Origin of the sequence: Stenotrophomonas sp. CASM106 (assembly GCF_049384825.1) — a bacterium.
GTDB lineage: Bacteria > Pseudomonadota > Gammaproteobacteria > Xanthomonadales > Xanthomonadaceae > Stenotrophomonas > Stenotrophomonas muris.
Genome location: NZ_JBMRFS010000015.1, coordinates 24076 through 50686 on the forward strand (window position 1 = coordinate 24076; position 26611 = coordinate 50686).

Below are 26611 nucleotides of genomic sequence, written 5' to 3' on the forward strand. Positions count from 1 at the left end.
TCCTTGGTGCGGAGGGTTCAGGGCGAGGTGACCGGCGTGGCCAGGCGTTGGCGGGTGGCGGCTTCCAGCGACTTCAGGCCAGCACGCTGGCCCAGCTGAAGGGCCTGTTCGGGGCTGGCATGTTCGTACCGTGCATTGACCAGGCCGAGCACGGCGCCGGCGCGGTTGCCGGACGCACAGTGCAGCAGCACCGGCCCCTGGCTCTGCTGCAGGGCCAGGTGCACGGCGCGCACGTTGGCCGTATCCAGGCCATCGGCGCCGGCCACCGGAATGCGCACGTAGCGCAGGCCCAATGATTCGGCGACGCGGGTTTCATCGAAGCCCCGGTCCTCGCCGGGCTGGCGCAGGTCGATCACGGTGCGCACGCCCTGTGCGGCCAAGGCCTGCAGCTGTGCGGCGCTGGGCTGGCCGCCGGCATACAGGCCGGGGCGGACTTCGTTGAGGGGCGCGTCTTCGGCCAGGGCCGTCAGTGGCAGGCAGAGCGACAACAACAGCAGGCAGGTCAGGCGCAGCAGCATGGTCTTCTCCGTGAAAACGTTCTGCCGCTACAGGCGCAGTCCGGCGCGCGCCTTCAGCAGCTCGCGCAGTTCGTACTTGTCAGTATCGTCCAGGCCCTGCTGGCGCTGCTTTGCCAACAACTCCTCCAGACGTTGCACCAGCAGCTGTTTCTCCAGCTGTGCCACTGCGTCGTGCAGTTCCTGGGTCCAGCTGGCCTCGGTGCCGGGCAGCGTCTGTGCGGCCAGGGTATGCAGCGAGGCCTGTTCCTCGCGCCCGTCGAAGTGTTCCAGCAGGGCGCCGGTACTGATGTCCGGGCGCTGTTCGACCAGCCCCAGCAGCTCCAGCAGCAGTTCCACGCCGGGCAGGCGCAGGCCCTGGAAGTGGTGCTTGCCGCCCAGCGTCAGCGCCAGCGACGGCTGCTGCAGCAGCACGGCGATCGCGCCGCGCACCAGGCTGCGCTTGGCCACGGGCTGGATCGTCCGCTGCGGCTGGCGTTGCGGCATCGGCGCGCGCGTGGCCTGGGCAGTACCGCCCAGGCCGGTCAGCTGCGCCAGCTGCTGCTTCATCAGGTCGCCAAAGGCGCCGTCGGGAATCTGCGCCAGCATCGGCTTGGCGCGTTCGGCCAGGCGTGCCTTGCCATCGAGCGTGCCCAGGTTGATCTCGCGGGTCAGTTCGTCGAAGAAGAACTGCGACAGCGGCGTAGCCTGCTTCAGGCGCTCGTTGAACGCTTCGGCGCCTTCCTTGCGCACGATGGTGTCCGGGTCTTCGCCATCGGGCAGGAACAGGAAGAAGGCCTGGCGGCCATCCTTCATGCGCGGCAGCACCGACTCCAGCGCCTTCCAGCCGGCGCGGCGGCCGGCGGCGTCGCCGTCGAAGCAGAAGAACACGTCCGGTGCGTTGCGGAACAGCAGCTCGGCATGGTCCGGCGTGGTCGCGGTACCCAGCGTTGCCACCGCCTGGGTGACGCCGAACTGGAACAGCGAGACCACGTCCATGTAGCCCTCGACCACGATCAGCCGCTCGATCTTCTGGTTGGCCTGGCGCACCTGCCACAGGCCGTACAGTTCGCGGCCCTTGTGGAACAGCGCGGTCTCGGGCGAGTTGAGGTACTTGGGGCCGTCGTCCTTCTCGAACACGCGGCCGCCGAAGGCGATCACCCGGCCACGGCGGTCGAAGATCGGGAACATCACCCGGTCGCGGAACTTGTCGTAGACGTGGCCGCGGTCGTTCTTGGAGAACAGGCCGGCGCGGTCGAGCAGCTTCATGCGCCGCTCGTCCTTGCCCAGCGCGTCGCGCAGGCCGCTGTAGCCATCCGGCGCGTAGCCGATCTGGAAGCGCGCGCGGTTCTCTTCGTCCACGCCACGGCCATCCAGGTAGCTGCGGGCCTTCTCGCTGCCCTCCAGGTTCTTCTGGAAGAACTTGGTCGCCGCGTCCAGCGCCGAGTACAGCTCGCGGCTGTCGTCCTGCTGCTGCGGGCTGCGCGGATTCTCGTTGCGCGGCACTTCCATGCCGGCGCGCTTGGCCAGTTCATCCACCGCGTCGAGGAACTCGAGGCGGTCGTAGTTCATCAGGAAGCTGATCGCGGTGCCGTGCGCGCCACAGCCGAAGCAGTGATAGAACTGCTTGGTGGGCGAGACCGTGAACGACGCCGATCGCTCGTCATGGAACGGGCAGCGCGCGGCGTACTCCTTGCCCTGGCGCTTCAACGGCACGCGGCTGCCCACCACCTCGACGATATCGGTGCGGGCGAGCAGGTCGTCGATGAAAGCGTCGGGGATACGGGCCATGGGCAACAGGGCAGGGCGCGGTGCAGGACCACGCGACGGAACCGGGGGCGGTCGGCCTAGTTTACCCCCTGTCGGGCACCTGGCTGGCGGTTGCCGGATCAATGCCGGCTGCGGCCAGGTGATGACGCGCGCGCAGGCGCTCATCGATCACCGCCGTCATCAGGGCGCCAACGAAGAACACGACGGTGGCGTAGTAGATCCAGACCAGCGAGATCACCAGCGCGCCCATCGAGCCGTAGGCACTGCCGGGGGCCACGGTGGCGATGTAGACGCCGATGCCGTAGCGGCCGAGTGCGAACAGTGCCGAGGTGATGACGCCGCCGATGAAGGCCTGGCGCCAGGCCACGCGGCGGTCGGGCAGGTAGTGGTACATGAAGGCGAAGCCGACTGCGTAAAGCAGCAGGCTCGTGACGTACCCCAGCGCGGGCAGGATCGAGGGCAGCTGGGCGAAGGCCACCTGCAGCACCGTGGTGGCCGTCATCGACAGGATCAGCAGGAAGCCCAGGGCCAGCACCACGCCGAACGAGAACACGCGCTTGCGCAGCCAGGCCTTGAGGCCTTCCAGGCGCTCGCCGCTGGTGCGGAAGATCAGGTTCAGTGCGTTCTGCAGCTGGGCGAACACGGCGGTGGCGCCGACGAACAGCAGCAGCGTGCTCCATACACCCGCCAGCGAGCCGACATCCGGCTGGTTGTCGGCGTTCTTCAGAACGGTTTCGGCCACGGTAGCCGCGCTGCTGCCGGCCACCGAGCTGATCTGGTCGATCAGCGCCTGCTGGGCCGGTGGGTACAGCGAGGCGGTCAGCCACAGCAGCAGCACGAGCAACGGTGCCATCGACAGCAGGGCGTAGAAGGAGACGGAAGCTGCCTGGGTCAGCACGTCGACGTCGATGAAGCGCTTGGCCACCGCCATCGGAAAGCTGTCCTGCAGGCGCTTGAGGTACTTGTGCAGGGACACGGGAACGTTGGGCTCGGATTCAACCATGTGTGCGGTTGTAGCAGGCGACCGACGAAGGTGCGGTGAAGCGGGTGCATCAATGGGTCAGAGCCCTTCCGCGCTGCGGAAGGGATCCGACCCCAGGTGCTGGATTACGCCAGCAGCTGCTTGACCAGCTTGGAGACCAGGCCCATGTCGGCCTGGCCGGCGAGCTTGGGCTTCAGCGCGCCCATCAGCTTGCCCATGTCGGCCGGGCCGGCGGCACCGGTCTCGGCGATGGCGGCCTGGATGGCGGCCACGATCTCGGCCTCGCCCATCTTGGCCGGCAGGTAGGCTTCGATGACCACGATCTCGGCGCGCTCGATCTCGGCCAGGTCTTCGCGGTCGGCGGCTTCGTACTGGCTGACCGAGTCCTTGCGCTGCTTGACCATCTTGTCGAGCACGGCGATCACGGCGGTGTCGTCCAGCTCGATGCGCTCGTCCACTTCGCGCTGCTTGATGGCAGCGTTGATCAGGCGGATCACGCCCAGCTTGTGCTTCTCGCCCGCCTTCATGGCGGCCTTCATGTCTTCGGTGAGCTGCTGCTTCATGCTCATGAGGAACCTCGTGGTGGTAGGTGGGGCGGGGCGGCTGCCCGAACCCGGAAACGCAAAAAGCCGGCGACGCTCGCGCGTGCCGGCTTCGGCTCCATCGCGACAGGCAGGCCCGCCGCAATGAAGATGCGTCCGATCAGTACAGGCGCTGACGCTTGGTGACGTCGCGCGACGAGCGGCGCAGCTGACGCTTCACAGCAGCGGCGGCCTTGCGCTTGCGCTCCTGGGTCGGCTTTTCGTAGAACTCGCGCTTGCGGGTTTCGGCCAGCACACCGGCCTTTTCGCAAGTGCGCTTGAAGCGGCGAAGAGCAAACTCGAAGGGCTCGTTCTCGCGGACTTTGACGCTGGGCATGGAATCTCCGGGACACAGTAGAACCGGGTCACGCCCGGCGAGCCGCACATTATAGCGGCGAAACGACAAACTGCAAGCGGCCAACCCTGAATACGGGCCGGGGGTTCGAAAGCAGTGAGATCTGCACGTCCCCCGAGGGGGCGGCAGGGGCGTCATAATAGCAGGCATGCGAGTCCTTGGCATCGAATCTTCCTGTGATGAGACCGGCGTGGCGGTGTATGACACCGACCTGGCCGGCAGCGCGGCCCTGCGCGCCCATGCGGTCTACAGCCAGATCGCCCTGCACGCCGAATACGGTGGTGTGGTGCCCGAGCTGGCCAGCCGCGACCATGTCCGCAAGCTGCTGCCACTGGTACGCCAGACCCTGGCCGACGCCGGCCTGGGCGTGGGCGATATCGATGGCGTGGCCTACACCGCCGGTCCCGGCCTGGTCGGCGCGCTGCTGGTGGGCGCTGGCGTGGCGCGTTCGCTGGCCTGGGCGCTGGAGGTGCCGGCCGTGGGCGTACACCATATGGAAGGCCACCTGCTGGCCCCGCTGATGGAAGACGACCCGCCGGAAGCGCCGTTCGTGGCGCTGCTGGTGTCCGGTGGCCACACCCAGCTGGTGGCGGTGGACGCCATCGGCCAGTACCGCCTGCTGGGCGAGACCCTGGACGACGCGGCCGGCGAGGCCTTCGACAAGACCGCCAAGCTGATGGGCCTGCCGTACCCGGGCGGCCCGCAGCTGGCCAGGCTGGCCGAGCAGGGCACGCCGGGCGCGTACCGCTTCGCGCGGCCGATGACCGACCGCCCGGGGCTGGATTTCAGCTTCTCCGGCCTGAAGACCCAGGTCCTGATGGCCTGGCGCGACAGTGACCAGAGCGAGCAGACCCGCGCCGATATCGCCCGGGGCTTTGAGGACGCGGTGGTCGAGACCCTGTCGATCAAGTGCGAGCGCGCACTGGAAGCGGCCGGCACCAACGTGATCGTGGTGGCCGGCGGCGTCGGCGCCAACACGCGCCTGCGCGCCCGCCTGCAGCAGATGGCCGAGCGCCTCGGCGGCCGTGCCTGCTTCCCGCGGCCGGCACTGTGCACCGACAACGGGGCGATGATCGCCTTCGCCGGCGCGCTGCGCCTGCGGGCCGGCCAGCACAGCCCGCCGAAGGTGGATGTGACCCCGCGCTGGGACATGGCGACCCTGCCGGCGGTCTGAGCCGGTGGCGCCGGGCCATGCCCGGCGGACGCATTACCGATGCACTGCCAACGGCGACGCCGCCAGCACGGTTGTCGCCCGCTCATGGCGCTGCAGCCAGCCCAGCGTGTGTGGGCAGCGGGCATGGATCAGCCGCCCGATCGCGGCCAGGTCGGCGCCGATGTCACGTTCCAGGACCGGCTCGTGGTGGGCGATGCGGTTGCGCAGGTGGCGGATGCGTCCGATATCCGCATGGATGGCTTTCCTTACGGCACTGGGATGAGCAGAGGGAGCATGCTGCAGAACCCTGCTGAGTGCGGGTATCCAAAGCGTGGAGTCGAAGCGACAGGTAAAGAGCTGCTGCCAGAACACCATCGGCAGGTTGGCGACGATCCCAGGTGTATCGGTTACGCGGCTGGCAAGTTGTTCCAGTACCGTGCGCGGAGGAGTACTGGATGAGGTTGGCAGCCTCCGTCGGAAGGCATTATTCCAGGGCCAACGCGGGCCATGCTGCCTGGCGAGCACAGCTGCAGCGGCGTTGCGGGTGACCACTTCGCACAGATGGACCGGCATCATCAGTGCACTGCACATCCGCATGTTCCACAGGTACAGGGATTCGGCTGTGACGTCGGGGCTGCAGGTCGATGCGATTCTCTCGTAAGTAGACAGACGCTCCGCTGACAACGCGCGCCGCAGTACATCGTATGGAGCCATCGTCATGTGCGGTGGTGAAGGAGGAATCGATGTTCGCGAGAGTGGGCGGCGGCGACCATCAGGGAACGTCCTTGTCCGCGCGGCTGATTTTCTGCGTTTTGCCTCGGACGAATACCTGACCTGTCCTGTCGGATTTGGCCTTGACCGGCGATCTGGTCCTTGCCTAATCTGCGTGCCTGCGCCACCGGGACTCGCGGCTGGATTTCAGCTCCCCCCGGGGACAAACGGTAGTACCAAAGGGCCCCGCTAGCAGGGCCCTTTGTTTTTTCCGGGCCGCCCCACGCCGGTGGCCCACCGCCCGTTCCGGGCAGGCTCACCGCCGTGCCGTTACCATGGCCGCCTGTATTCGTGCCGGTAAGCGCAATGGACAAGGTTTTCATCGAAGGGCTGACGATCGACGCCCTGATCGGTATCTACGATTGGGAACGACGGATCCGCCAGGACCTGGTGTTCGACCTGGAAATGGGTTTCGACAACCGTCGCCCTGCAGCCACCGATGACATCGCCCACACCCTGAACTACAAGGCGGTGAGCAAGCGCCTGGAACAGTTCGTGCGCGAGTCGGAGTTCGGCCTGGTCGAGACCCTGGCCGAGCGCTGCGCGCAGATCGTGCTGGACGAATTCGACGTGAAGTGGCTGCGCCTGAAGCTGAGCAAGCCGGGCGCGGTGCGCGGCGCGCGCGCGGTGGGCGTGATCATCGAACGCACGCGGGACTGACCCGGTCGTGCCGGCCGTTGGCCGACAACCCCGGTAGTGCCGGCCGCTGGCTGGCAACCTTGGCAACAACGAAACAGACAGGAGACAACTGATGGTGGACGCGGTGGTGGCGGTACAGTGGCTGGAACGGCTGCAGAACACACTGGAACCCTATCCCGGCGCCTACCTGGCGTTGATGATCTCGGCGCTGCTGATCGCCGCTGGCCTGGCCAACTGGGTGACCAAGCGCATCCTGCTGCGCGGGCTGCGGCGGCTGCTGAGCCGCCTTCCGGGCGCTGACACTGGCCGCGGCAGCCACCTGATGCGGGTGATCTCGCGCCTGTCGAACGTGGTGCCCAGCCAGGTGATCGCCTCGGGCATCCGCATCGTGCCGGACCTGCCGCCGGGCCTGGTCAGCTTCATCATCGGCGCCTGCCAGGCGTGGGCGATCCTGACCGTGGTGCTGGCCATCTCGCATGCGCTGGATGCGGCCAACGATCTGTACGAGCGCCGCCCCGAGGCACGCAACAAGCCGATCAAGGGCTACCTGCAGGTCGCCAAGATCGTCCTCTTCGTGATCGCCGGCCTGTCGATCGTCGCTACCCTGGCGGGCGTCGACCTGCGCTATCTGGTCACCGGCCTGGGCGCGGCCACGGCGGTGCTGATGCTGATCTTCCAGGACACCATCCTGTCGCTGGTGGCCAGCGTGCAGATCAGTGGCGATGGCCGCGTGCGCATCGGCGACTGGATCGAGATGCCCAGCCAGAACGCCGACGGCGACGTCATCGACATCGCGCTGCACACCATCACCGTGCAGAACTTCGACAAGACCATCACCACCATCCCGACCAAGAAGCTGGTGACCGAGTCGTTCAAGAACTGGCGCGGCATGCAGGAGGCCGGTGGCCGCCGGATCAAGCGCGCGCTGTACCTGGACCAGCACAGCGTCGGCTTCCTGGACGAGGGCGACCTGGCCTTCCTCGGCGAGTTCGCGCTGCTGCGCGACTACCTGCGCGACAAGGAACAGGAACTGGGGCAGTGGAACGGGCGCCTGCGCGAGCAGGGCGTGGCCGAGGTCAACAGCCGCCGCGTGACCAACCTGGGTACGTTCCGGGCCTATGTGGAGCGCTACCTGCGCAGCCACCCGGGCATCCATACCGACATGACCCTGCTGGTACGGCAGCTGCAGCCGACCACCGAGGGCCTGCCGCTGGAGCTCTACTGCTTCACCCGCAGCACTGCCTGGGCCGAGTATGAGGCGGTGCAGTCGGACATCTTCGACCACCTGCTGGCGATCCTGCCGGCCTTCGGCCTGCGGGTATTCCAGGCCTCCAGTGACGCCATGTTGATGGCCGGGCAGCGCCAGTTGGCCGGCTCGGAGTAAGCTGCGGTGCCCCCGGCGGGGCCATACGGACCCCGCTGGTGGCTGAAACTGAATGAAGAAACCTCTCGCCAAACGGCTCGGGATCGCTAGAATGCCGGGCTTGTAAACGTTTTCATCAAGGACTGCCGGTGGCCTCCGATCGCATCGAATCCCTCATTGCCCAGATGACCGTCGAGGAAAAGGTCGGCCAGCTGGGTGTCTTCGCGGACATGGTCCGCCCGTTCGCCCCGGACGTGAACCCGGAAGCCAACGTGCGCAATGCCGACCAGGTGCTGCAGCAGGTGCGCGAGGGCAAGGTCGGCTCGCTGTTCAATGGTGTGGGCGCCGAACTGGGCCGCCGCATCCAGCAGGTCGCCACCGAGGAGAGCCGCCTGGGCATCCCGGTGATCCTGGCGGCCGACGTCATCCACGGCATGCGCACCGTGTTCCCGATTCCGCTGGGCGAGGCCGCCAGCTTCGAGCCGGACCTGGCCGAGCGCACCGCGCGCGCAACTGCGATCGAAGCCACCGCCGCGGGCCTGCACTGGACCTATGCGCCGGCCGTGGACATCGCCCGCGACCAGCGCTGGGGCCGTGGCGCCGAAGGTGCCGGCGAGGATGTGGTGCTGGGCTGTGCGTTCGCCGCCGCCCGCGTGCGTGGCTTCCAGGGCAGCGACTTGCGTGCGGCCGATTCGCTGCTGGCCACGCCCAAGCACTTCGCCGCCTACGGCGCGGTGATGGCCGGCATGGAATACAACATGGTGGACATCTCGCCGCAGACCCTGCGCGACGTGCACCTGCCGCCGTTCAAGGCCGCCTTCGAGGCCGGCGCGATCACCGTGATGTCCTCGTTCAATGACATCAATGGCGTGCCGGCCAGTGCCAATGCCGAACTGCTGACCGACATCCTGCGCGGCGAATGGAAGTTCCCGGGCGTGGTGATCTCCGACTATACCGCCGACATGGAACTGGTCGCGCACGGCTATGCCGCCGATGACCGCGATGCCACGGCCAAGGCGTTCACCGCCGGCCTGGACCTGAGCATGCAGAGCGGCTTCTATGCCGAACACCTGCCCGGCCTGGTCGAGAGCGGCGAGGTGCCGATGGCGGTGCTGGATGAAGGCGTGCGCCGCATCCTGTGGCTGAAGGAGACCATCGGCCTGTTCGACGACCCGTACCGTTCGCTGGACCCGGCGCGCGAAGCGGATACCTCGCACATTGCCGCGCATGACGAACTGTCGCGCGATGCCGCGCGGCGTTCGATCGTGCTGCTGAACAACCGTGACAACGTGCTGCCGCTGCAGAAGACCGGGCAGAAGATCGCGCTGATCGGCCCGTTCGTGCAGGACCGCGAGAACATCGAAGGCTGCTGGACGCTGTTCGGCGACAAGCAGCGTTACGTGGACCTGGAAACCGGCGTGCGTGCCGCCATCGGCGACGAAGCGCTGCTGGAAATCGTGCCGGGCTGCGAACTGGAAGCCGCGATTCCGGGCGGCACGGAAGCCGCTGTGGCTGCCGCACTGCGTGCCGACGTGGTGGTGCTGGCGCTGGGCGAACCGCAGCGCTACAGCGGCGAAGCACAGTCGCGCGTGGAGATCACCCTGCCGCCGGCACAGCAGGCGCTGGCCGAGGCCGTGGCGATGACCGGCAAGCCGCTGGTGGTGCTGCTGCGCAATGGCCGCGCGCTGGCATTGCAGGGCGCAGTGCGCAATGCGCAGGCCGTGGCGGTGACCTGGTACCTGGGCACGCAGACCGGCCATGCCGTGGCCGATGTACTGTTCGGTGACTACAGCCCGTCCGGCCGCCTGCCGGTCAGCTTCCCGCAGGTGTCCGGCCAGCAGCCGTACTTCTACAACCACCCGCGCACCGGCCGTCCGGAACTGCCGACCATGTCGGAGTTCAAGGCGCGCTGGCGCGAGATTCCCAATGAACCGCTGTACCCGTTCGGCCATGGCATCGGCTACACCACCTTCGCCTACGGCGTGCCGCAGCTGAGCACGGCACAGCTCGGCTGGGACGACACCCTGACCATCACCACCGTGCTGACCAACACCGGCCGCGTGGCGGGCGAGGAAGTGGTGCAGCTGTACATCCACGATCGCGTGGCCAGCCGCGTGCGTCCGGTGCGTGAACTGAAGGACTTCCGCAAGGTGGCGCTGCAGCCGGGCGAGTCAGCCGAAGTGGTGTTCACCTTGACCCGCGAGCAACTGGCCTTCACCGGCCGCGACGGCGTGCTGCGTGCCGAGCCGGGCCAGTTCGACCTGTGGGTCTGTGCCTCGTCGGCCGCCGGCGAAGCGGTGCAGTTCGAGCTGCTGAAGGCCTGATCGAAAAAAGGGGACGGAGGGGATTAAGTCGTTTGTGCCAAAACGACTTAATCCCCTCCGTCCCCTTTTTTGTGGTCCTCACTGTGGTGGCGCTACCATCGGGCCTCCTGTTCGATGGAGTGCGCGCATGCGCCGGATGGCCTACCTGATTCCCGCCCTGCTGCTGGCGGCCTGTTCGCAGCCGGCGCCGCCGGCCGAGCCTGCAGCGGATGCGCCGCCGCCGATGGAGGCCAGTGCTGCTTCGACGCCTGCGGCTGAACCGGCGGCGCCGGCTGCCGAAGCCGCCGCTGCACCCGCCGCACCGGCAGCCGAGGATGCGCGTGCGCGCATCGAGTCGCTGCTCGGCGATGCCGCGCAGTTCGAAAAGGTCTTCAATGCGTTCAAGGCCGCCGTGGTCGGCGGTGATCGCGCTGCGGTGGTCGAGGAAGTGCGATTCCCCTTGAACATCAGCGGCGGAAAGAAGATCTCCGGCCCCGGAGAGTTCCAGCGCAACTACGAGAAGATCATCACGCCGGAGGTGGTCAAGGCGGTGTCCGCGCAGGACTTCGGCAAGGTGTTCGTCAACCAGCAGGGCGTGATGATCGGCAGCGGCCAGGTGTGGTTGAGCGGCCAGTGCCTGGACCAGGCCTGCACGAAGACCGAGGTGAAGGTCATCACCATCCAATGAATGCAGACGCCCCGCGTGCGGGGCCGTTTGGCAAGGGTAGTGCCGGCCGCTGGCCGGCAACCGCAGGATGCCGGAAGGATCCAGGGTGCCGGCCGGCGGCCGGCACTACCTCAGGTCTTCGGCGTGAGCTTCAGCAGGCGCGCCTTGCTGCCGTCTTCCAGCAGCCACAGCGCGCCGTCCGGGCCCTGTTCCACTTCGCGGATGCGCTCGCCCATGTTGAAGCGCTCGGCTTCGCGCGCGCTGTCGCCATCGAAGGCCACGCGCACCAGCGAGGTGGACGACAGGCCACCGATGAAGCCGCTGCCCTTCCACTGCGGGAACAGGCTGCCGCTGTAGATCACGAAGCCGGCCGGCGAGATCACCGGCGTCCAGGTCACCTTCGGCGCGGCGAATTCCGGGCGCGTATCGTGGTCGGGAATCGGCCGGCCGTCGTAATGGTCACCGTTGGAAACGATCGGGTAGCCGTAGTTGGCGCCACGCACGATCAGGTTCAGTTCGTCGCCGCCGGCCGGGCCCATCTCGTGCGCCCACAGCTTGCCGTTGGCATCGAAGGCCATGCCGAGGATGTTGCGGTGGCCCAGCGACCACACCTGTGCGGCCACCCCGCCCTGCGAAGCGAACGGATTGTCGGCGGGCAGGCTGCCATCGTCGTTGAGGCGGATGATCTTGCCGAGGTTGCTGCCCATGTCCTGGGCCGGATCGAACTTCTGGCGCTCGCTGGAGCTGATCCACAGCTTGCCGTCCGGGCCGAAGGCGAGGCGATGCCCGTAGTGACCCTCACCGCTGACCTTGGGGCTCTGCCGCCAGATCACCTTCAGGTCCTTCAGCTGGCCACCGCCGTTGGCATCCAGTGCCAGCGTGGCCCGGGCCACCGCGGCACCGCGGGTATCCAGCGTGCCTTCCTCGGCATAGCTGACGTAAACGACATGATTCCGGGCGAAATCCGGGTGCAGGATGATGTCGCCGAAACCACCCTGGCCAGCATAGGCGACCTTCGGAACGCCGGTGATCTCGTGCTTCTGGCCGCTGGCCGGGTCCAGGTGCTGGAGCTTGCCGCGCTTTTCGGTGACCAGCAGGCTGCCGTCGGGCAGGAAGGTCATCGCCCAGGGCTGGTCGAAGCGGCTGACTTCGGTGGAGTTGAACGGGCGCTGGTCGGTGGCGGCAGAGGCCGCTGTGGCGGTCTGCGCACCGTTGGCGGCCGGATCGGCGGCATTGCAGGCGGAGGTGGCAAGGATCGGCACGAGGCCGAGGGCGAGCAGCAGGGGCGTGCGGGTCATGGGTATCTCCAGTGCGGGGATGCGGATGGCCGGGCTGTCCCTTGTATACCACCGGCGCCGTGAGCGTCGTGGCCCGAAGGTCCTGCGCCCCCTGTGCGAGCGCGGCGGGATCGTCTAGGGTGGGCACGCCCGGGCAAAGCGTGCCCGCCTGCCTGCCAAGGACCTGCAATGAACACTGCCATGCCCCACAAGCCGTCCACCGCCTTCATCGCTGCCTCCTGGGTGGCCCTGCTGCTGGGGGCGGCGGCGTACCTGATCGGCCTGTTCAACGCCACGATGGCGCTCAACGAGAAGGGCTACTACCTGACCCTGCTGCTGTTCGGCCTGTTCGCGGCGGTGTCGCTGCAGAAGAGCGTGCGCGACCGCGTCGAAGGCATTCCGGTGAGTGGCCTGTATTACGCGCTGTGCTGGTTCGCGCTGCTGTCGGCGCTGATGCTGCTGCTGGTCGGCCTGTGGAATGCCACGCTGGCGCCGAGTGAGAAGGGCTTCTATGGCATGGCGTATGCGCTGTCGCTGTTCGGCGCGGTGGCGGTGCAGAAGAACACCCGCGACCTGATCGCTGCCGGTGGGGGCGAGAGCAAGCGCAGCGCGCTCGTGCCGCCGCTGCCGGAACAGGAGTGATCGATCCGGTGTAGAGCCGGGCCATGCTCGGCTCAGTCGAGCGTGGCTCGACGTTACAGACGTGGTGCGAGAGCCGAGCGTAGGCTCGGCTCTACAGAAGCATGGCGCTATCGCTTCAACAGCGGGTCCGCCAGGTGCGCTTCGTCCCAGCCACGACGCACCGCATTGCGTGCCTGCGCCCAGTCCAGGCGGCTGCGGCCGCGTTCGTTGGCCCAGCGTGATTCGAGCTCGGCCTCGACCTGTTCATAGGCGCGGATCATGTCCTGTGCACGCGCGGCGTGGCCGATGCGGTAGGCCGGCTCATAGTCCTCGAAGAACAGCTGGTCGTCGTAGTACGGCTCGGCCGTGTAGCGTTCGCGCCAGTAGTTGCTGATCGCATCGCGCGGCGTGCTGTCGTCCGGTACGCGGCCGGGGATCTGGTACTCGGTCATGGAAGGCTCCGTTGTGGACGAAGCCCGATCGTGCCTGTGTGGCGGTTAACGGCCCGGTCCGGCAGCGTGATCACCAGATCAATCCGCCGGGCATGGCCCGGCGCTATCGGTCATCCGGCATCGGTATCTTTTCGCGGCAGCGTGTAGATCACCGCGCCGATGGCGAACGCCACCAGCGCAGCAGCGATGTTCTGCCAGCTGGCACTGGCGAACAGCGCCAGGCACAGCAGCAGCGCCAGCACCGGAATCAGCGGTCCGCCGGGCAGCTTCAACGCGCCCGGGCGGTCGGCGTAGCGCTTGGCCAGGACCAGTACCGCCGCGGCGGTGCCGATGTAGGCGAACAGGCGCGTGGTCATCGACAGCAGGGCCAGCTGCACGAACGAACCGGACAGGGCCAGGCCGAGCGCGATCAGGCCCTGGCACAGGATCGACGCGGCCGGGGTGTGGAAGCGTGGATGCACCTGCGCCAGGATCTTCGGGCCGTAGCCATCGCTGGCCAGTGCGAACAGGAAGCGTGGGCCCATCATCATCGTGTTGCTGTTGGTGCCGAGGATGGAGATGGTGGCACCGACGGTCAGGACCAGCGCCAGTGCTTCGCCACCGAAACCGGCGGCGGCATCGGCCAGCGGGGTGGCCGAACTGGACAGGCCGGCCAGCGTTCCCTGCGCCACCACCTGCACCGCGCCGTAGATGACGGTGACGGTGATGATCATGGTGATCAGGGCGAACGGAATGTCGCGGCGCGGATTGCGGTACTCGCCGGCGGCGGCCGGGATGTTCTCGAAGCCCGCGTAGGCGTAAAGCAGCAGCAAGGCGGCTTCGCCCATGCGCTGCAGGTCATGCGGGTCCGGGCGTTGGCCGGAGAAGGCCAGCTGTGGGTCGATGTAGAACGCACCGATGGCCACGAACAGCAGCAGCGGCAGCATCTTGCCGATCACCAGCACCACGCCGGTACGCGCGGCCGAGCGCACGCCGATGATGTTGATGCCGGTGAGGAAGCCCAGCGATACCACGATCACCGCGATGCGGCCCAGGCCGGCATCGGCCCACGGCCAGAAACGCGCAACCGCGTCGGCCAGCGCGTTGCTGAGCGCAGCGGCCGAGCTGATGCGGGTCAGCCAGATCATCCAGCCGATCTCGAAACCGGCGAAGCGCCCGAACGCCTCGCGTGCATACAGGTAGCTGCCGCCGGGTTCATCGAAGTAGCTGGCGGCCTGCGCATAGCACAGCACCAGCAAGGCCACGACGATGCCGGCGGCGACCACGCCCCACAGGCTGAAGGGGCCGAGCAGGGCGACGGTGGCGGCCGGCAGCAGGTAGATGCCGCTGCCGATCACATCGTTGATCGACAGGCCGACGATCTGCCAGCGGCTGACCGCGCGTTGCAGCTGCGGTTCGTCCTGCGTGCTCAACGGACGTCTCCGGCCAGCGCGGGCAGTTGCCACTGCGCCTGCAGGCGCTTGTACTCCGCGCGCGGCAGGAGCACGAAACGCGGCGCGTCCTGCGGCCGCAGCCAGTCCAGCAGTGCCTGCATGCGTTCCTGCGGCATGGCCGTGCAGCCGGCGGTGGCTTCGCCGGGCTGGCGCCACAGATGGGCGAAGATGCAGCTGCCCTTGCCGGGCTGGTTGTCCGGGTTGTGGGCGATGACGAAGCCTTCCCGGTAGCGCACGTCGCCCTTGTTGTGCAGGTCCAGCCGCATCGGCTCGGTGGAGCCCTTGACCGCTGCATTGCCGACCTTCTTTTCATCGACGATGCGGTTGTAGAACGGCGAACCGGGCACGTCCATGCAGTAGCTGCTGTCCAGCATCGGCTGGTAGGGCATGGCGGTGCCGCGGCGGGTGACGGCATAGCCGAACGCACTGCCGAGCGCGAATATGCCGGCCGGGCTGCGGCCATCCCCTTCCTGCTTCTGCGGGCCATCGGCCTGTGCCGGATGCAGGCCCAGGCCCCAGGCGCTGCCGGTGCGGCCGAGCGCGACCGGGAACGCCTGTCCGTGCGTGTGCCAGCCCTGGCCGTCGCGCACATAGGCCTGCAGTTGCCCCTGGGTGCTGTCCCAGCCATCGCTGGTGACCACGATCAGCTGGCGCGCGCCATCCAGCGGCGCCGCGTGAACGGACACCGCCGAAGCAAGCAGCAGTGCAGCGGTAGCGAAGCGAACCAGCGATCTCATCAACATGCGCCCCGGTCAGGAATCCAGCAGGTGGTCGATCCGCTCCAGGTTCACCGCAAGCTGCTGCTGGCGATCCGGATTGGTGTGGCAGAGCAGCATGAACAGGAAATCGAGCAGGGCGTGCATGGCGCTACGGTACAGCAGCTGCGCGACCTGTGGCGTGCGGTCGTGCGCGCAGACCGCCAGTGCCGCGTCCGCATGCGCGCGCAGTGGGTTGGCGGTGTGGCGGGTGATGGAAATCACCTTGCCACCCATGTCCTGGAACTGCCGCGACAACTGTGAAAGCTGGGGCAGGTTGCCGAACTCGGAGAACATCAGCAGCGCATCGCCGGGGCGTGCGGCCGAGAGGTTGGCCAGCATCAGGATCGGATCGGTATGCGGCACCACCAGCAGTCCGAGCAGCGACAGCCGCATGGCGAACTCGCGGGCATACAGGCCGTCGTCACCCAGGCCGTAGACGAACAGTTTGGGCGCACCGTCGAGCAGCTGCACGATGCGCTCGATCTCCCCGCGTGGATTGGCCTGGCGTGTTTCCTCCTCGGCCTGCGCCTTGCTGCGGCGCAGGGCCTCGCCCAGGCGCAGGTAGTCATCGCCGCTGTCGGGTTCGTCGGGCGCCTGCTGCGGATCGGCACCGGCGCGGGCCACGTCCTGGCCGATGGAGTACTTCAGGTCCGGGTAGCCCTTGAAGCCAAGCTTCTGGCTGAACTTCACCACGCTGGACTGGCTGATGCCGAGCGCGCTGGCCAGCTGCTGGGAGGAGTAGTCGCGCAGCAGGTGGGCGTTGTCGAGGATGAAGTCGGCGATGCGGCGCTCGATGGCCGACATCTGCCCACGCTCGGTGCGGATCTTCAGCAGGGGCGGCATGCGGGGTGTCCGGGGGTCTGCAAAGGCGTTGCGGTTGGCCGCATAAAGCGAGTTATGGGGTGGGTCGGGCGGGGGGGGGGGGGTGGGGATTGCGGGGGACGCCGCAAGTACGTCCGTGTAGGCTTGGCCGCCGCATCCATGCGGCGGACACCCCCGCAAGCCCCACCCGCCCGACCTTGGACACATCGCGCGCGTGCCAGCCGCGAAGGGATTACGGGGTAGGGCAAAAACAAGCGCTTCCACGCGTGGCGTGGATCTACTGGGTGCAGCTGTTGCATTGGACGTTGAGTCCGCCTTGTAGCGAGCCGAGCACCGCAGGTCCGGCGAGGGCGAAGAGGCGCGGGTGTCTGAGCGCAGCGAGTTCCCGCGCCGTCCCTCGACGGGCCGAGGAGCGCAGGGAACCGGTGCGTAGCACCGGCTCGCGGCCGGCGGAGCGTTTCTTTTGGTTACTTTTCTTTTCGCGAAAAGAAAAGTAACGCGCGACCCAGCGTCAGTGGCAGGCAACGTCAGCCGCAAGGCAGAAATCAACCCAGCATCTCCAGCCCGCGCACTTCGGTGATGCCCAGCCCCGGCACGTCGCTGATGCTGATCTCCGATTCGTTGAAATGCACGCCGCCGCTGACCGGATCGAACTGGCCCAGCGAGGGGCCGTCCAGATCGACCTTGGTGATCACATCGCTCTTGGCCACGGCCAGGTGCACGGCGGCGGCCACGCTGATGCTCGATTCGATCATGCAGCCGATCATGCACGGCACGCCGTAGATGCCGGCAATGTCGGCGATGCGGATCGCGTTGGACAGGCCGCCGGTCTTCATCAGCTTGATGTTGATGATGTCGGCCGCGCGCTGCTGGATCAGGTCCATCACCTGGCTCGGGCTGAACACGCTTTCGTCGGCCATCACCGGCGTGTTGACGCGGTCGGTGACGTACTTCAGGCCGCTGATGTCGGCCGCTTTCACCGGCTGCTCCAGCAGTTCAAGCACCACGCCGGCGTCTTCCAGGGTACGCATCGCATGCACCGCCTGCTTGGCGGTCCAGCCCTGGTTGGCGTCCAGGCGCAGCAGGGCGCGGCCTTCCACGGCGGCATGGATCGCCTTGACCCGTTCGATGTCCAGGCCGATGTCCTTGCCGACCTTGATCTTCAGCGACTCGAAGCCACGTTCGATCGCCGACAGCGAGTCGGCCACCATCTTGTCGATGTAGTCCACGCTGATGGTGATGTCGGTGGTGATCACCGGGTCGCCACCACCGAGCATCTGGTACAGCGGGGCGCCGTGCAGCTGCGCCCACAGGTCGTACAGCGCGATCTCCACCGCCGCCTTGGCGCTGGTGTTGCGCTCCATCGCGGTCTGCACCAGCGTGCACAGGTGGTTGAGGTTGACCACGTCCTGGCCGATCAGGCGCGGGGCGATGAAGTGGCGGATCGCTTCGATGATCGAGCCGTGCGTATCGCCGGTGATCACGGCGGTGGCCGGGGCTTCACCATAGCCGGTGTTGCCGGTGTCGGTGCGGATCAGCACCACCACGTCTTCCACGGTTTCCACCGTGCGCAGGGCGGTCTTGAACGGTGTCTTCAACGGCACGCGCAGCATGCCCAGTTCGATGGCGGTGATCTTCATTCAGGAGTCTTGGCCCGCAGGCGCTGGATGTTGGTGATGCGGTCGATGTAGCGGACGGTATCGCTGGCCATCATCGGCTCCAGCGGCGTGACCGAAACACCATTGAGATGGGCCTGCACGCGCGTGCCGTCGGCACCGAACCAGCTGCCGCCCGCCGTATCGTGGATCACCCACGTACGACCGTCGACGTGGCCGATGGCCATCATCACGTGGCCGGGGATGTAGACCAGATCGCCGACCTTCAGGTCGGTGACGGCACGGTCGCGCAGTGCCTTGCCGTCCTTGCCGGTGAACGGCAGGCGATCCAGCGCCGGGCTGACCGCCTGTGCACTGGTATTGCGTGGCAGCAGCACGCCGAAGCTGCGGTAGATCTCGGAGACGAAACCGCTGCAGTCGCGGGTGTCGTAGTCGTGGCCCCAACCGTAGCGCTCGCCGAGGAACTTGAAGGCCTGCTGCAGCAACAGGCGCGGGGTCAGGGCCAGGTAGTCGGCGGCGGTGTCCTGCGAGCGCGGCAGCAGGGCCGGTACCAGTTTCAGGCGACCATCTGCCTCGCGTACCGGCAGCTGCACCACCCACGATGCGTGCGCCTGCTGGCCGTTCACCGGTTCTGACGCGGGCCAGTCGGCCAGCACCGGCAGGCGCACGCCCATGTCCAGCTGCAGGCGCGAGACACGCGGTTCTTCCGGGGTGTAGGCGGTCTGCGCGGTGGCACCGGTGATGATCCGGTAGGGTCCCTTCGCGCCGTAGCCGAGCACCGTGGCCTTGTCGCCGCTGGCGATGGCGTCGGCTTCGATCCACGCGCTGTAGCGCTCGCTGTGCACGAACAGCCAGCGGCCGTCGGCACTGCGGTGGACCACGGCGACCTTGTCGCCGGGGAACAGTGCCGATTCCTGGAAGCGGTCGATGTCGGTGTCACCGACGGTGCTGAAGACGCGCTCGCGGGTGGGGAAGGTGCGCAGTGCGGCACGCTTCACCACCAGCCCGTAGGCCGGTGCCACCTGGGCGGGAATCGCATCAAGGCCGAGGTTGGCTTCGATCGCGCTGCGCAGGGCCGGCGCGATGGGCGTGCCCTTGTCGCTGTAGAGGGTGGGCGTGGGCCAGCTCGACAGCGCGGTGATGCTGGCACGCACCGTCGCCGCATCAAGCTGGGCTGGCAGCGCCGCGATGTCCTGGATGTGGCTGTCCTGCGCCCGCATCCGTGCGTTCTGTGCCTCGATCTGCGCGCGATCCAGGATCGGCGCATCGGCGTTGTCCAGACGCGCCGCCCAGTACTGCGGCGTCAGGTAGGCCTCGTGCAGGCCGATCACATAGGGCAGCGGTGCGCCGGGATCGGGCGCCGGGGCGGCCTGTGCAAAGGCCGGTGCGGCCAGCAGGCACAGGGCCAGGGTCAAGCGGCGCGGCCAATGCCGGTGCCGTTCGCGGGAAGCCAGGCTCATGCGGTGCACACCCTCCTCGAATGCCTTGTGGAATATTTATTCCTTTCGGCATCGAAAGCAAGAATAAATTATTGACCGGCATCCCGGCCCGTGTTACACAGCCGTTACCACCCGCGCTGGGGAAGTGTCGCTGTGGATCCTGCCATTCGCAAACCGCGTCTGCCTGCTGCTGCCGGCCTGTGTGCCGCGCTGCTGCTGTGGGTGTCGGTCACGCAGGCGGCAGACGGGCGCACCAGCCAGCAGCGTGCGCGCCAGGCGCAGGTGATCGACCTGATCGACGGTGGCCGCTTCAGCGACGCCGATGCGTTGCTGGCGACAGGGAGCGATGCTGCCGAAGGCGCGTTCCAGCGTGAGCGCATGCGCCGCATCCGCCTGGATCTTTCCCTCGACGAAACCGCCGCCAAGTCTGCCGTGCGCCGCTGGATTCCCGACCTGACCGACGAGGAATTCGCGCGCTGGGACCAGCTTGGCCTGATCGAGCATCTCGATATCGATGGCGAGCGTTGGTACTTCAAGCGCGCACCGTCGAACCTGTTCCTGCTCAGCGACGAAGCACGCGCACGCCGCCGTGCGGATGCACCGATGCCGCCTCCAGGACCCAACGAAGTGCTCAACGCGCACCACACGCGCGTGGTCGCCGCGGCCGAACAGAGTGGCCGGGCGTCGGTGCTGCCGCAGCGTATCGAATTCACCCAATCGCTCACGGTGAAGGCCGATGCCGTGCCGGCCGGCGAAACCGTGCGTGCCTGGATTCCGTACCCACGCGAGATCCCCGGCCAGCAGGAGCAGGTGCAGTGGCTGGGCAGCAGCCCAGGCAAGGCGCGGGTGGCACCGGCCAGCACCTTGCAACGCACGGCCTATCTGGAGGCCAAAGCGGTGGCCGGGCAGCCGACCCGCTTCGAGATCCGCTACGCGGTCACGATCTTCGCCCGGCACACCGCGATCGACCCGGCCGTGGTGCAACCGGCCCCGGCCGATACGGCGTTGAAGCCGTATCTGGCCGAGCAGCTGCCGCATGTGCGCTTCACCCCTGCGTTGAAGCTGTTCTCCGACCAGGTGCTGCAGGGCGAGACGCGCCCATATGAAGTGGTGCGCAAGCTGTTTGCTGCGGTCGACCGTATTCCCTGGGCCGGTGCGCGCGAATATTCCACGCTCAGCAACATCAGCGATTACGCGCTGCGTTCCGGCCATGCCGATTGCGGGCAGCAGACCCTGCTGCTGATCGCGCTGCTGCGCCTGAACGGCATTCCCGCGCGCTGGCAGTCGGGCATGGTGTTCTCCGACGATGGCAGTGGCTACAACAACCTGCATGACTGGGGACAGGTCTACCTGGCGCCGTATGGCTGGCTGCCGATGGACGTGACCACTGGCGCACTGGCCAGCGAGGTACCGGCCCTGCGCGACTTCTACCTGGGTGGCCTCGATGGCTACCGCATCGCCTTCAACGATGATTTCGGCCAGCCCCTCGTGCCGGCCAAGCAGCACTTCCGCTCGGAAACGGTCGACTCGCAGCGCGGCGAGGCCGAGTGGGCAGGCGGCAACCTGTACTTCGACCAATGGAGCTACGACTTCCAGTGGCGGGTACTGCCAGCCAGGCAACGCTAGCGCGACACATCGCATTCCACACCATTCAATTCTTGCAGGAGAGAGCAGGGGATGAAGGCTTACAGCATCAAGCGGGCGGCGTTGTGCGTCGCTCTCGGGGCGTGTCTGGGCGTGATCGCGCCCAGCGCATTTGCACAGGATGGTTCAGTGGTCGGCCGGCTGGTCAGCGATGCCGGCCAGGTACCGGCCGGTGCCACGGTGACCGTACGCAACCCGGCAACGGGCTTCGTGCGCTCCGTGCAGGCCGAAGCCAACGGCAGCTACCGCATTCCGCTGCTGCCCGTCGGCACCTATGACATGGAGGTGAGCCTGCCGGGTGGAGGCGCCAGCCGTGTCGGCCAGGTGACGGTCAGTCTCGGCAGCGCGACCACGGTGAACGTGCCGCTGGGTGCGGTCAGTACCCTGGGCACGGTCGAAGTGCGGGCGCCGCAGGTGGTGTCGATGGTGGATGTGAAGTCCACCGAGTCGGCCACCAACATCACCCGCGAGGAGCTGTCGCGCCTGCCAGTGGACCGTGACATCACCGCGGTGGCGCTGCTCGCGCCGGGCGCGGTGAAGGGCAAGGGGTCGCTGGGCGGGCAGGGCATTTCCTTCGGCGGTTCGTCGGTGGCCGAGAACACCGTCTACATCAATGGCCTGAACGTCACCGACTTCTACAACCGGGTCGGCTTCTCGTCGGTGCCGTTCTCGTTCTACCAGGAATTCCAGGTCAAGACGGGCGGCTACTCGGTGGAGTTCGGGCGCAGCACCGGCGGCGTCATCAATGCGGTGACCCGCTCGGGCAGCAACGATTTCAAGGCCGGTGCCGAACTGGTGTTCGAGCCGCGCGCGTGGCAGTCGCAGGCACGCGACCGCTACGACGGCAGCGGCAGCCGCTACATCACCGCCAGCCGCGACGACTACAGCCGCAGCGCGCTGAATGTGTTCGCTTCCGGTGCGCTGGTGCAGGACCGCCTGTTCTTCTTCGGCATGTACGAGGCGCGCGACTACCGTCCCACCTCGACCAATGATGCCGGCACGCGCCTGAGCCAGGGCAAGGCCGATGATCCGTTCTGGGGCGGCAAGATCGATTGGCAGATCACCGACAACCAGATGCTGTCGCTGTTCGGCTTCTCGGACAAGAGCAAGACCCTCACCGACGTCTACGCCTACGACTACGCCACGGGGCAGACCGTGGGCGAGCGCAGCAACCAGATCTACAACACGGTGGGTGGCAAGAACTGGTCCGGTACCTACAGCTGGCAGGTCAACAACGACCTGACCATGAAGCTGATGTACGGCGAGAACAAGCGCAACCGTGTGCAGAGCTCGTTGATGGACCAGAACTGCAACCGCGTGTTCGACAACCGCACGGCCGGCCAGGGCGTGCCGCCGTCGCTGCAGGGCGACCGCAGCTGCACCAGCAGCTCGCAGCTGGAGTCGGCGCTGGACACGCGCAAGGCCGCGCGCGCGGACTTCGAATGGACGTTGGGCAACCACCTGCTGCGGTTCGGCCTGGATCGGGAAGAGAACACCTCCGATTACAGCCGCGCCTATCCGGGCCCGGGCGGCTTCCGCTACGACATCTACTACCGCACTCCCGGCAGCTCGCTGAACGGTGGCGTGGTGCCGGCCAGCGGCGTGGTCGTGCGCACCCGTCGCTATGAAGTGGACGGGGCCTTCGAGACGATCAACTCGGCCTACTACCTGGAAGACAACTGGCAGGTGACGCCGAATCTGCTGCTGAACATGGGCCTGCGCCTGGAAGCCTTCGACAACAAGGGCGGCGACGGCAGCAGCTACATCAAGATCGACGACATGCTGGCCCCGCGCCTGGGCTTCTCCTGGGACGTGCGCGGCGATGGCACGACCAAGGTGTTCGGCAACCTGGGCCGATACTTCCTGCCGGTGGCCAACGTCATCAACATCAAGCAGGCCGGTGGTTTCCTCGACGAGCGCACCTGGTACGAGTTCCTCGGCTACACCGGCGCAGCCAACAACATCCCCAACCTGGGCGCGCAGATCGGCCCAGTGGACAACTCGCAGGGCGACGGCAGCGTGCCGGACCTGCGCGCGGAAGTGAACCGGGACATGGACCCGGTCTACCAGGATGAAGCGATCCTGGGCTTCCAGCAGATGATCAACGAGGCCTGGTCGGTGGGCGCCAGCGTGACCTACCGGCGCCTGCACAATGCCATCGATGACATGAACATCACCGCGACCGGCCAGTGCGGCGCCATCGACAGCGTGTGGATCATGGGCAACCCGGGGCGCACCAACACCGTGTGGGGTGACACCGACTGCGACGGCCGCAACGATGGCTGGATCAGCATCGACACCTCGAAGGAAGGTTGGGCGCTGTATGACGACAACGGCAATTATGTCGGCCAGCGCGGCTGGGTGAAGCCCAAGCGTGACTACAAGGCGCTGGAACTGCAGGTCGACCGCGCCTGGGACGGCAAGTGGGGCTTCAACGCCTCCTACACCCTTGCATACGGGCGCGGCAACGCAGAAGGCCCGGTCAACTCCGATACCGACTTCGCCGATGCAGGGCGCACCGAGAACTTCGACAACCCCTGGGTCAACTACGGTGGCTACGGCTACCTGGCCAACGACCGCCGCCACCAGTTCAAGTTCCGTGGCAGCTACGCGCTGACCGAGAACCTGAGCGTGGCGGCTACGCTGGGCGTGCAGTCGGGCAGCCCGATTACCCGCTTCGGCGCCGGTAATCCGTTCGACGACACCGACTTCCACAGCTATTACGTGTGCGTGTCCAACTGCCAGGCGACGGTTCCGTCCCAGCGCGTGTTCGTGCATTCGCCACGCGGTGGCGATGGCCGCACGCCCTGGACCTATGACCTGGACGTGAGCGTCTCGTACAAGGTGCCGATTCCCACCGATCTGCGCCTGAAGCTGGCGGTGTACAACGTGCTCAACCAGCAGCGCGTGGTGACCGTGGACCAGGACTACGAGCCGCAGGACAGCATCGGCACGCCGAACCCGCTGTACCGCTACGGCACCGGCTTCCAGTCACCGCGCTATGCGCAGTTGACCGTGACATGGGCCTACTGAAGCCCGCACGGCAGGCTCGAAACTGCGTCTGCGCGGCGGCGCTGGCGGTGTTCCCGGTTGCGGTGGCACAGACCACCGCGACCGCCTCCCTCGATGCCGATGTCGCTGCCGTCGTCCAGCACGAGCACCTACCCGGGCTGGCGATGGCGGTGGTCGACAACGGGCAGGTGGTCTATCGCCACGCCGAGGGCGCGCGTGGCGATGGCGGCCGCATCGACGAGGACACGTTGTTCAAGATCGCCTCCAACAGCAAGGCGATGACTGCTGCACTGCTGGCGCGGCTGGTGCAGCAGGGCAGGCTGCGCTGGGATGATCCGGTGCAGCGGCATCTGCCGGGCTTCCGCATGCACGATGCGTGGGTGGGCCAGCAGATGCAGGTGCGCGACCTGCTGATCCACAACAGCGGCCTGGGCCTGGGCGCCGGCGACCTGATGCTGTGGCCGGAACCGAACGCGTTTACCCGTGCCGACATCATCGCCGCATTGGCGCATCTCAAGCCGGTCAGCAGCTTCCGCAGCCACTATGCCTACGACAACCTGATGTACGTGGTGGCCGGTGAAGTGGCCGCTGCGGCGGGCGGCAAGCCGTATGACCAGCTGATGCGCGAGCAGGTGTTCGAACCATTGGGCATGACGCGCTGCCAGGTGGGGGCGTGGTCGGTGAAACGCGTGGGCAACGTAGCGCAGCCGCATGCCTGGCGTGGCGAACGCAATGAAGTGGTGAACGCCGATGGTGAAACCAGCCCGGACGTGCCGTCGATGGCGGCCGGCGGCATCCGTTGTTCACTGCGCGACATGACGCGCTGGATGCAGGTGCTGCTGGATCCCGCGCTGATGCCGGACTGGCTGGGCAGCGAGCAGCGGCGCACGCTGTGGACCCTGCACATGCCGATGCCGCTGGGCGAGCGCCAGCGGCGCTGGGACAACGCGCATTTCTACGGCTACGGCTATGGCTGGCGCGTGTCTGACATGGACGGCCAGTGGAAAGTGGCGCACACCGGCACGCTGTCAGGCATGTACTCGTCGCTGGCGCTGCTGCCTGAACGCCGGGTGGGCGTGGTGATGCTGATCAACGGCGAAGGCGAGGACGCACGCACGGCCCTGATGCAGGCCGCGCTGAAGCGCTTCACCGCAGCGGACGATGCGCGCCCGGCGATGGAATACCTGGCCGAACTGAAGGCTGACCAGGCAACGCGGGCCGCGACCGGCCATTCGCGGCCATCCACCGCGGCGGCGCAGGAGACGAGCCGCACGGACCTGTCCCGCTGGCAGGGCCGCTACCGCGATCCGTGGCTGGGCGCGGCCTCGCTTTGCCCGGGCAAGGACGGCCTGCGTTTCAGCGTGGACAAGTCGCCCCGGCTGCAGGCCACGGTGCTGCAGCTGCAGGGGCGCTGGCTGCTGCGCTGGGATACGCTGGGCGACGAGGCGCAGGCGTGGTTGCAGCCAGGCGAAGCCCCGGCACCGACGCTGGACCTGCGCGCCATCGACCCGGACATCGACTTCAGCTATGACTTCCAGGACCTGCATTTCACTCGTACTGGCGACTGCGCTGGCGGCGACCACCCGCGCCGCTGAGCCACCGCGCGTTTCACCGGCAGCCGACGCGGCCAGCGCCGGACTGGTGGAGATCCGCACGTTGTCGCCGCGCATCGACCTGGACATCCGCTACGCCGGTGCCAACAACTTCACCGGGGCGCGCGTGCCCGGCTACGAGGCGCCATCGTGTTATCTGCTGGCGCCGGTGGCGAAGGCGCTGGCACAGGTGGAACAGGACCTGCGCGGCGATGGCTTCGGCCTGCGGCTCTACGACTGCTACCGGCCGGTGCGTTCGGTGCAGGCGTTCATGGCCTGGGTGAACGATCCGCGCGAGCGCTCGCGCAAGGCACAGCAGTACCCGGACCTGGACAAACCACGGTTGCTGGCCGACGGCTACATCGCCGAGCGCTCTGGCCATAGTCGTGGCGCCACGGTTGATCTGGGCCTGCTGGATTGCCGCAGCGGTGCATGCACGCCGCTGGACATGGCCACCGACTTCGATTTCTTCGGTCCACGCGCGCATACGCAGGCAAGCGGATTGAGCGATGCGCAACAGGCCAATCGCCAGCAGCTGGTGCGCGCGATGGCGCGGCGGGGCTTCGTCAACTATCCGCAGGAGTGGTGGCACTACACCCTGCAGCCCGAACCGGATCCCGGCACCGCGTACGACGTCCCGGTACGGTAGGGGCATCGGCAGGGCTGCGTCCTGCACCTGCAGAATCTGGAGCAGCAACAGCAACAGCAACAGCTTGCTTTCCGTGGGTTGGCGGGGCGGTGCCGGAGTGCGGGGACGCCGTAAATCCGTCCATGGAGGCTTGGCAGCCGCATCCATGCGGCTGACACCCCGCATTCCGGCACCGCCCCGCCTCTGACAGTTTCCCGCGTGGTCCGTTGTAGAGCCGA

The 26611-nt window shown here is 67.2% G+C and carries 23 protein-coding genes; 10 read left to right on the forward strand and 13 right to left on the reverse strand.

Annotated features, from left to right (window positions below; translation table 11 throughout):
- Positions 1–17 precede the first annotated feature (17 nt).
- The 5 genes from VG556_RS21320 to rpsU form a co-directional block, all read right to left on the reverse strand.
- Positions 18–518 (reverse strand): fused DSP-PTPase phosphatase/NAD kinase-like protein, encoded by a 501-nt coding sequence (locus VG556_RS21320; protein ID WP_049448265.1) that lies wholly within the window; start codon positions 516–518, stop codon positions 18–20.
- A gap of 27 nt (positions 519–545) precedes the next feature.
- Entirely contained in the window at positions 546–2285 is a 1740-nt protein-coding gene (gene dnaG, locus VG556_RS21325) for a DNA primase (RefSeq protein ID WP_032957772.1), read from the reverse strand.
- A 61-nt stretch (positions 2286–2346) separates the two neighbouring features.
- A complete protein-coding gene (locus VG556_RS21330) occupies positions 2347–3267 on the reverse strand; it encodes a YihY/virulence factor BrkB family protein (RefSeq protein ID WP_100449260.1) in 921 nt (306 codons plus the stop codon).
- A gap of 104 nt (positions 3268–3371) precedes the next feature.
- Positions 3372–3815: a GatB/YqeY domain-containing protein gene (locus VG556_RS21335; protein ID WP_100449261.1), complete on the reverse strand. Its 444-nt coding sequence runs from the start codon at positions 3813–3815 to the stop codon at positions 3372–3374.
- A gap of 133 nt (positions 3816–3948) precedes the next feature.
- A complete protein-coding gene (gene rpsU / locus VG556_RS21340; protein WP_002808376.1) occupies positions 3949–4164 on the reverse strand; it encodes a 30S ribosomal protein S21 in 216 nt (71 codons plus the stop codon).
- Positions 4165–4330: 166 nt separating this feature from the next.
- Between rpsU and tsaD the strand changes: the two genes are divergently transcribed.
- The gene (gene tsaD / locus VG556_RS21345) at positions 4331–5356 is read left to right on the forward strand and encodes a tRNA (adenosine(37)-N6)-threonylcarbamoyltransferase complex transferase subunit TsaD (RefSeq protein ID WP_069118089.1); all 1026 of its coding nucleotides are present in this window, start codon (positions 4331–4333) and stop codon (positions 5354–5356) included.
- A 33-nt stretch (positions 5357–5389) separates the two neighbouring features.
- Here the strand turns inward: tsaD and VG556_RS21350 are convergent, their stop codons facing one another.
- Positions 5390–6055 (reverse strand): hypothetical protein, encoded by a 666-nt coding sequence (locus tag VG556_RS21350; RefSeq protein ID WP_100449262.1) that lies wholly within the window; start codon positions 6053–6055, stop codon positions 5390–5392.
- A gap of 357 nt (positions 6056–6412) precedes the next feature.
- Between VG556_RS21350 and folB the strand changes: the two genes are divergently transcribed.
- The 4 genes from folB (at position 6413) to VG556_RS21370 (ending at position 11099) form a co-directional block, all read left to right on the forward strand.
- Positions 6413–6766: a dihydroneopterin aldolase gene (gene folB / locus VG556_RS21355; RefSeq protein WP_005407807.1), complete on the forward strand. Its 354-nt coding sequence runs from the start codon at positions 6413–6415 to the stop codon at positions 6764–6766.
- A 91-nt stretch (positions 6767–6857) separates the two neighbouring features.
- The gene (locus tag VG556_RS21360) at positions 6858–8129 is read left to right on the forward strand and encodes a mechanosensitive ion channel family protein (protein WP_046428231.1); all 1272 of its coding nucleotides are present in this window, start codon (positions 6858–6860) and stop codon (positions 8127–8129) included.
- Between the two features lie 128 nt (positions 8130–8257).
- Complete coding sequence (locus VG556_RS21365) at positions 8258–10432, forward strand: glycoside hydrolase family 3 N-terminal domain-containing protein (protein WP_014645707.1); 2175 nt, start codon at positions 8258–8260, stop codon at positions 10430–10432.
- Between the two features lie 127 nt (positions 10433–10559).
- Positions 10560–11099 carry a hypothetical protein gene (locus VG556_RS21370; protein WP_100449263.1) on the forward strand — a complete coding sequence of 180 codons (540 nt, stop codon included), beginning with the start codon at positions 10560–10562 and terminating at the stop codon, positions 11097–11099.
- Positions 11100–11209: 110 nt separating this feature from the next.
- On the opposite strand, the gene VG556_RS21375 is transcribed toward VG556_RS21370, so the two are convergent.
- A complete protein-coding gene (locus VG556_RS21375) occupies positions 11210–12376 on the reverse strand; it encodes a PQQ-dependent sugar dehydrogenase (protein WP_100449264.1) in 1167 nt (388 codons plus the stop codon).
- A gap of 168 nt (positions 12377–12544) precedes the next feature.
- Between VG556_RS21375 and yiaA the strand changes: the two genes are divergently transcribed.
- The gene (gene yiaA / locus VG556_RS21380) at positions 12545–12997 is read left to right on the forward strand and encodes an inner membrane protein YiaA (RefSeq protein WP_100449265.1); all 453 of its coding nucleotides are present in this window, start codon (positions 12545–12547) and stop codon (positions 12995–12997) included.
- Between the two features lie 107 nt (positions 12998–13104).
- On the opposite strand, the gene VG556_RS21385 is transcribed toward yiaA, so the two are convergent.
- The 6 genes from VG556_RS21385 to VG556_RS21410 form a co-directional block, all read right to left on the reverse strand.
- A complete protein-coding gene (locus VG556_RS21385; RefSeq protein ID WP_100449266.1) occupies positions 13105–13428 on the reverse strand; it encodes a hypothetical protein in 324 nt (107 codons plus the stop codon).
- A 110-nt stretch (positions 13429–13538) separates the two neighbouring features.
- Positions 13539–14840 (reverse strand): APC family permease, encoded by a 1302-nt coding sequence (locus VG556_RS21390; RefSeq protein WP_100449267.1) that lies wholly within the window; start codon positions 14838–14840, stop codon positions 13539–13541.
- Positions 14837–15598, reverse strand: coding sequence for a L,D-transpeptidase family protein (locus tag VG556_RS21395; protein WP_100449268.1), 762 nt, complete (start codon positions 15596–15598; stop codon positions 14837–14839). The genes VG556_RS21390 and VG556_RS21395 overlap by 4 nt, the downstream gene beginning before the upstream one ends.
- A gap of 15 nt (positions 15599–15613) precedes the next feature.
- Positions 15614–16462: a MurR/RpiR family transcriptional regulator gene (locus VG556_RS21400; RefSeq protein ID WP_111144264.1), complete on the reverse strand. Its 849-nt coding sequence runs from the start codon at positions 16460–16462 to the stop codon at positions 15614–15616.
- Between the two features lie 524 nt (positions 16463–16986).
- On the reverse strand, positions 16987–18081 hold the full coding sequence (locus VG556_RS21405; RefSeq protein ID WP_014645715.1) for a dipeptide epimerase: 1095 nt from the start codon (positions 18079–18081) through the stop codon (positions 16987–16989).
- Positions 18078–19517, reverse strand: coding sequence for an SH3 domain-containing protein (locus tag VG556_RS21410; RefSeq protein WP_100449270.1), 1440 nt, complete (start codon positions 19515–19517; stop codon positions 18078–18080). The genes VG556_RS21405 and VG556_RS21410 overlap by 4 nt, the downstream gene beginning before the upstream one ends.
- A gap of 132 nt (positions 19518–19649) precedes the next feature.
- Here VG556_RS21410 and VG556_RS21415 point away from each other — a divergent pair, with 132 nt between their 5' ends.
- From VG556_RS21415 to VG556_RS21430, 4 genes are read left to right on the forward strand one after another with little or no spacing between them, the layout of a single operon-like run.
- Positions 19650–21122: a transglutaminase-like domain-containing protein gene (locus tag VG556_RS21415; protein WP_100449271.1), complete on the forward strand. Its 1473-nt coding sequence runs from the start codon at positions 19650–19652 to the stop codon at positions 21120–21122.
- Positions 21123–21173: 51 nt separating this feature from the next.
- Positions 21174–24173, forward strand: coding sequence for a TonB-dependent receptor (locus tag VG556_RS21420; RefSeq protein ID WP_049405521.1), 3000 nt, complete (start codon positions 21174–21176; stop codon positions 24171–24173).
- Complete coding sequence (locus tag VG556_RS21425; RefSeq protein WP_100449272.1) at positions 24161–25747, forward strand: serine hydrolase; 1587 nt, start codon at positions 24161–24163, stop codon at positions 25745–25747. The genes VG556_RS21420 and VG556_RS21425 overlap by 13 nt, the downstream gene beginning before the upstream one ends.
- The gene (locus tag VG556_RS21430; RefSeq protein WP_049441432.1) at positions 25680–26393 is read left to right on the forward strand and encodes a M15 family metallopeptidase; all 714 of its coding nucleotides are present in this window, start codon (positions 25680–25682) and stop codon (positions 26391–26393) included. The genes VG556_RS21425 and VG556_RS21430 overlap by 68 nt, the downstream gene beginning before the upstream one ends.
- Positions 26394–26611 lie beyond the last annotated feature (218 nt).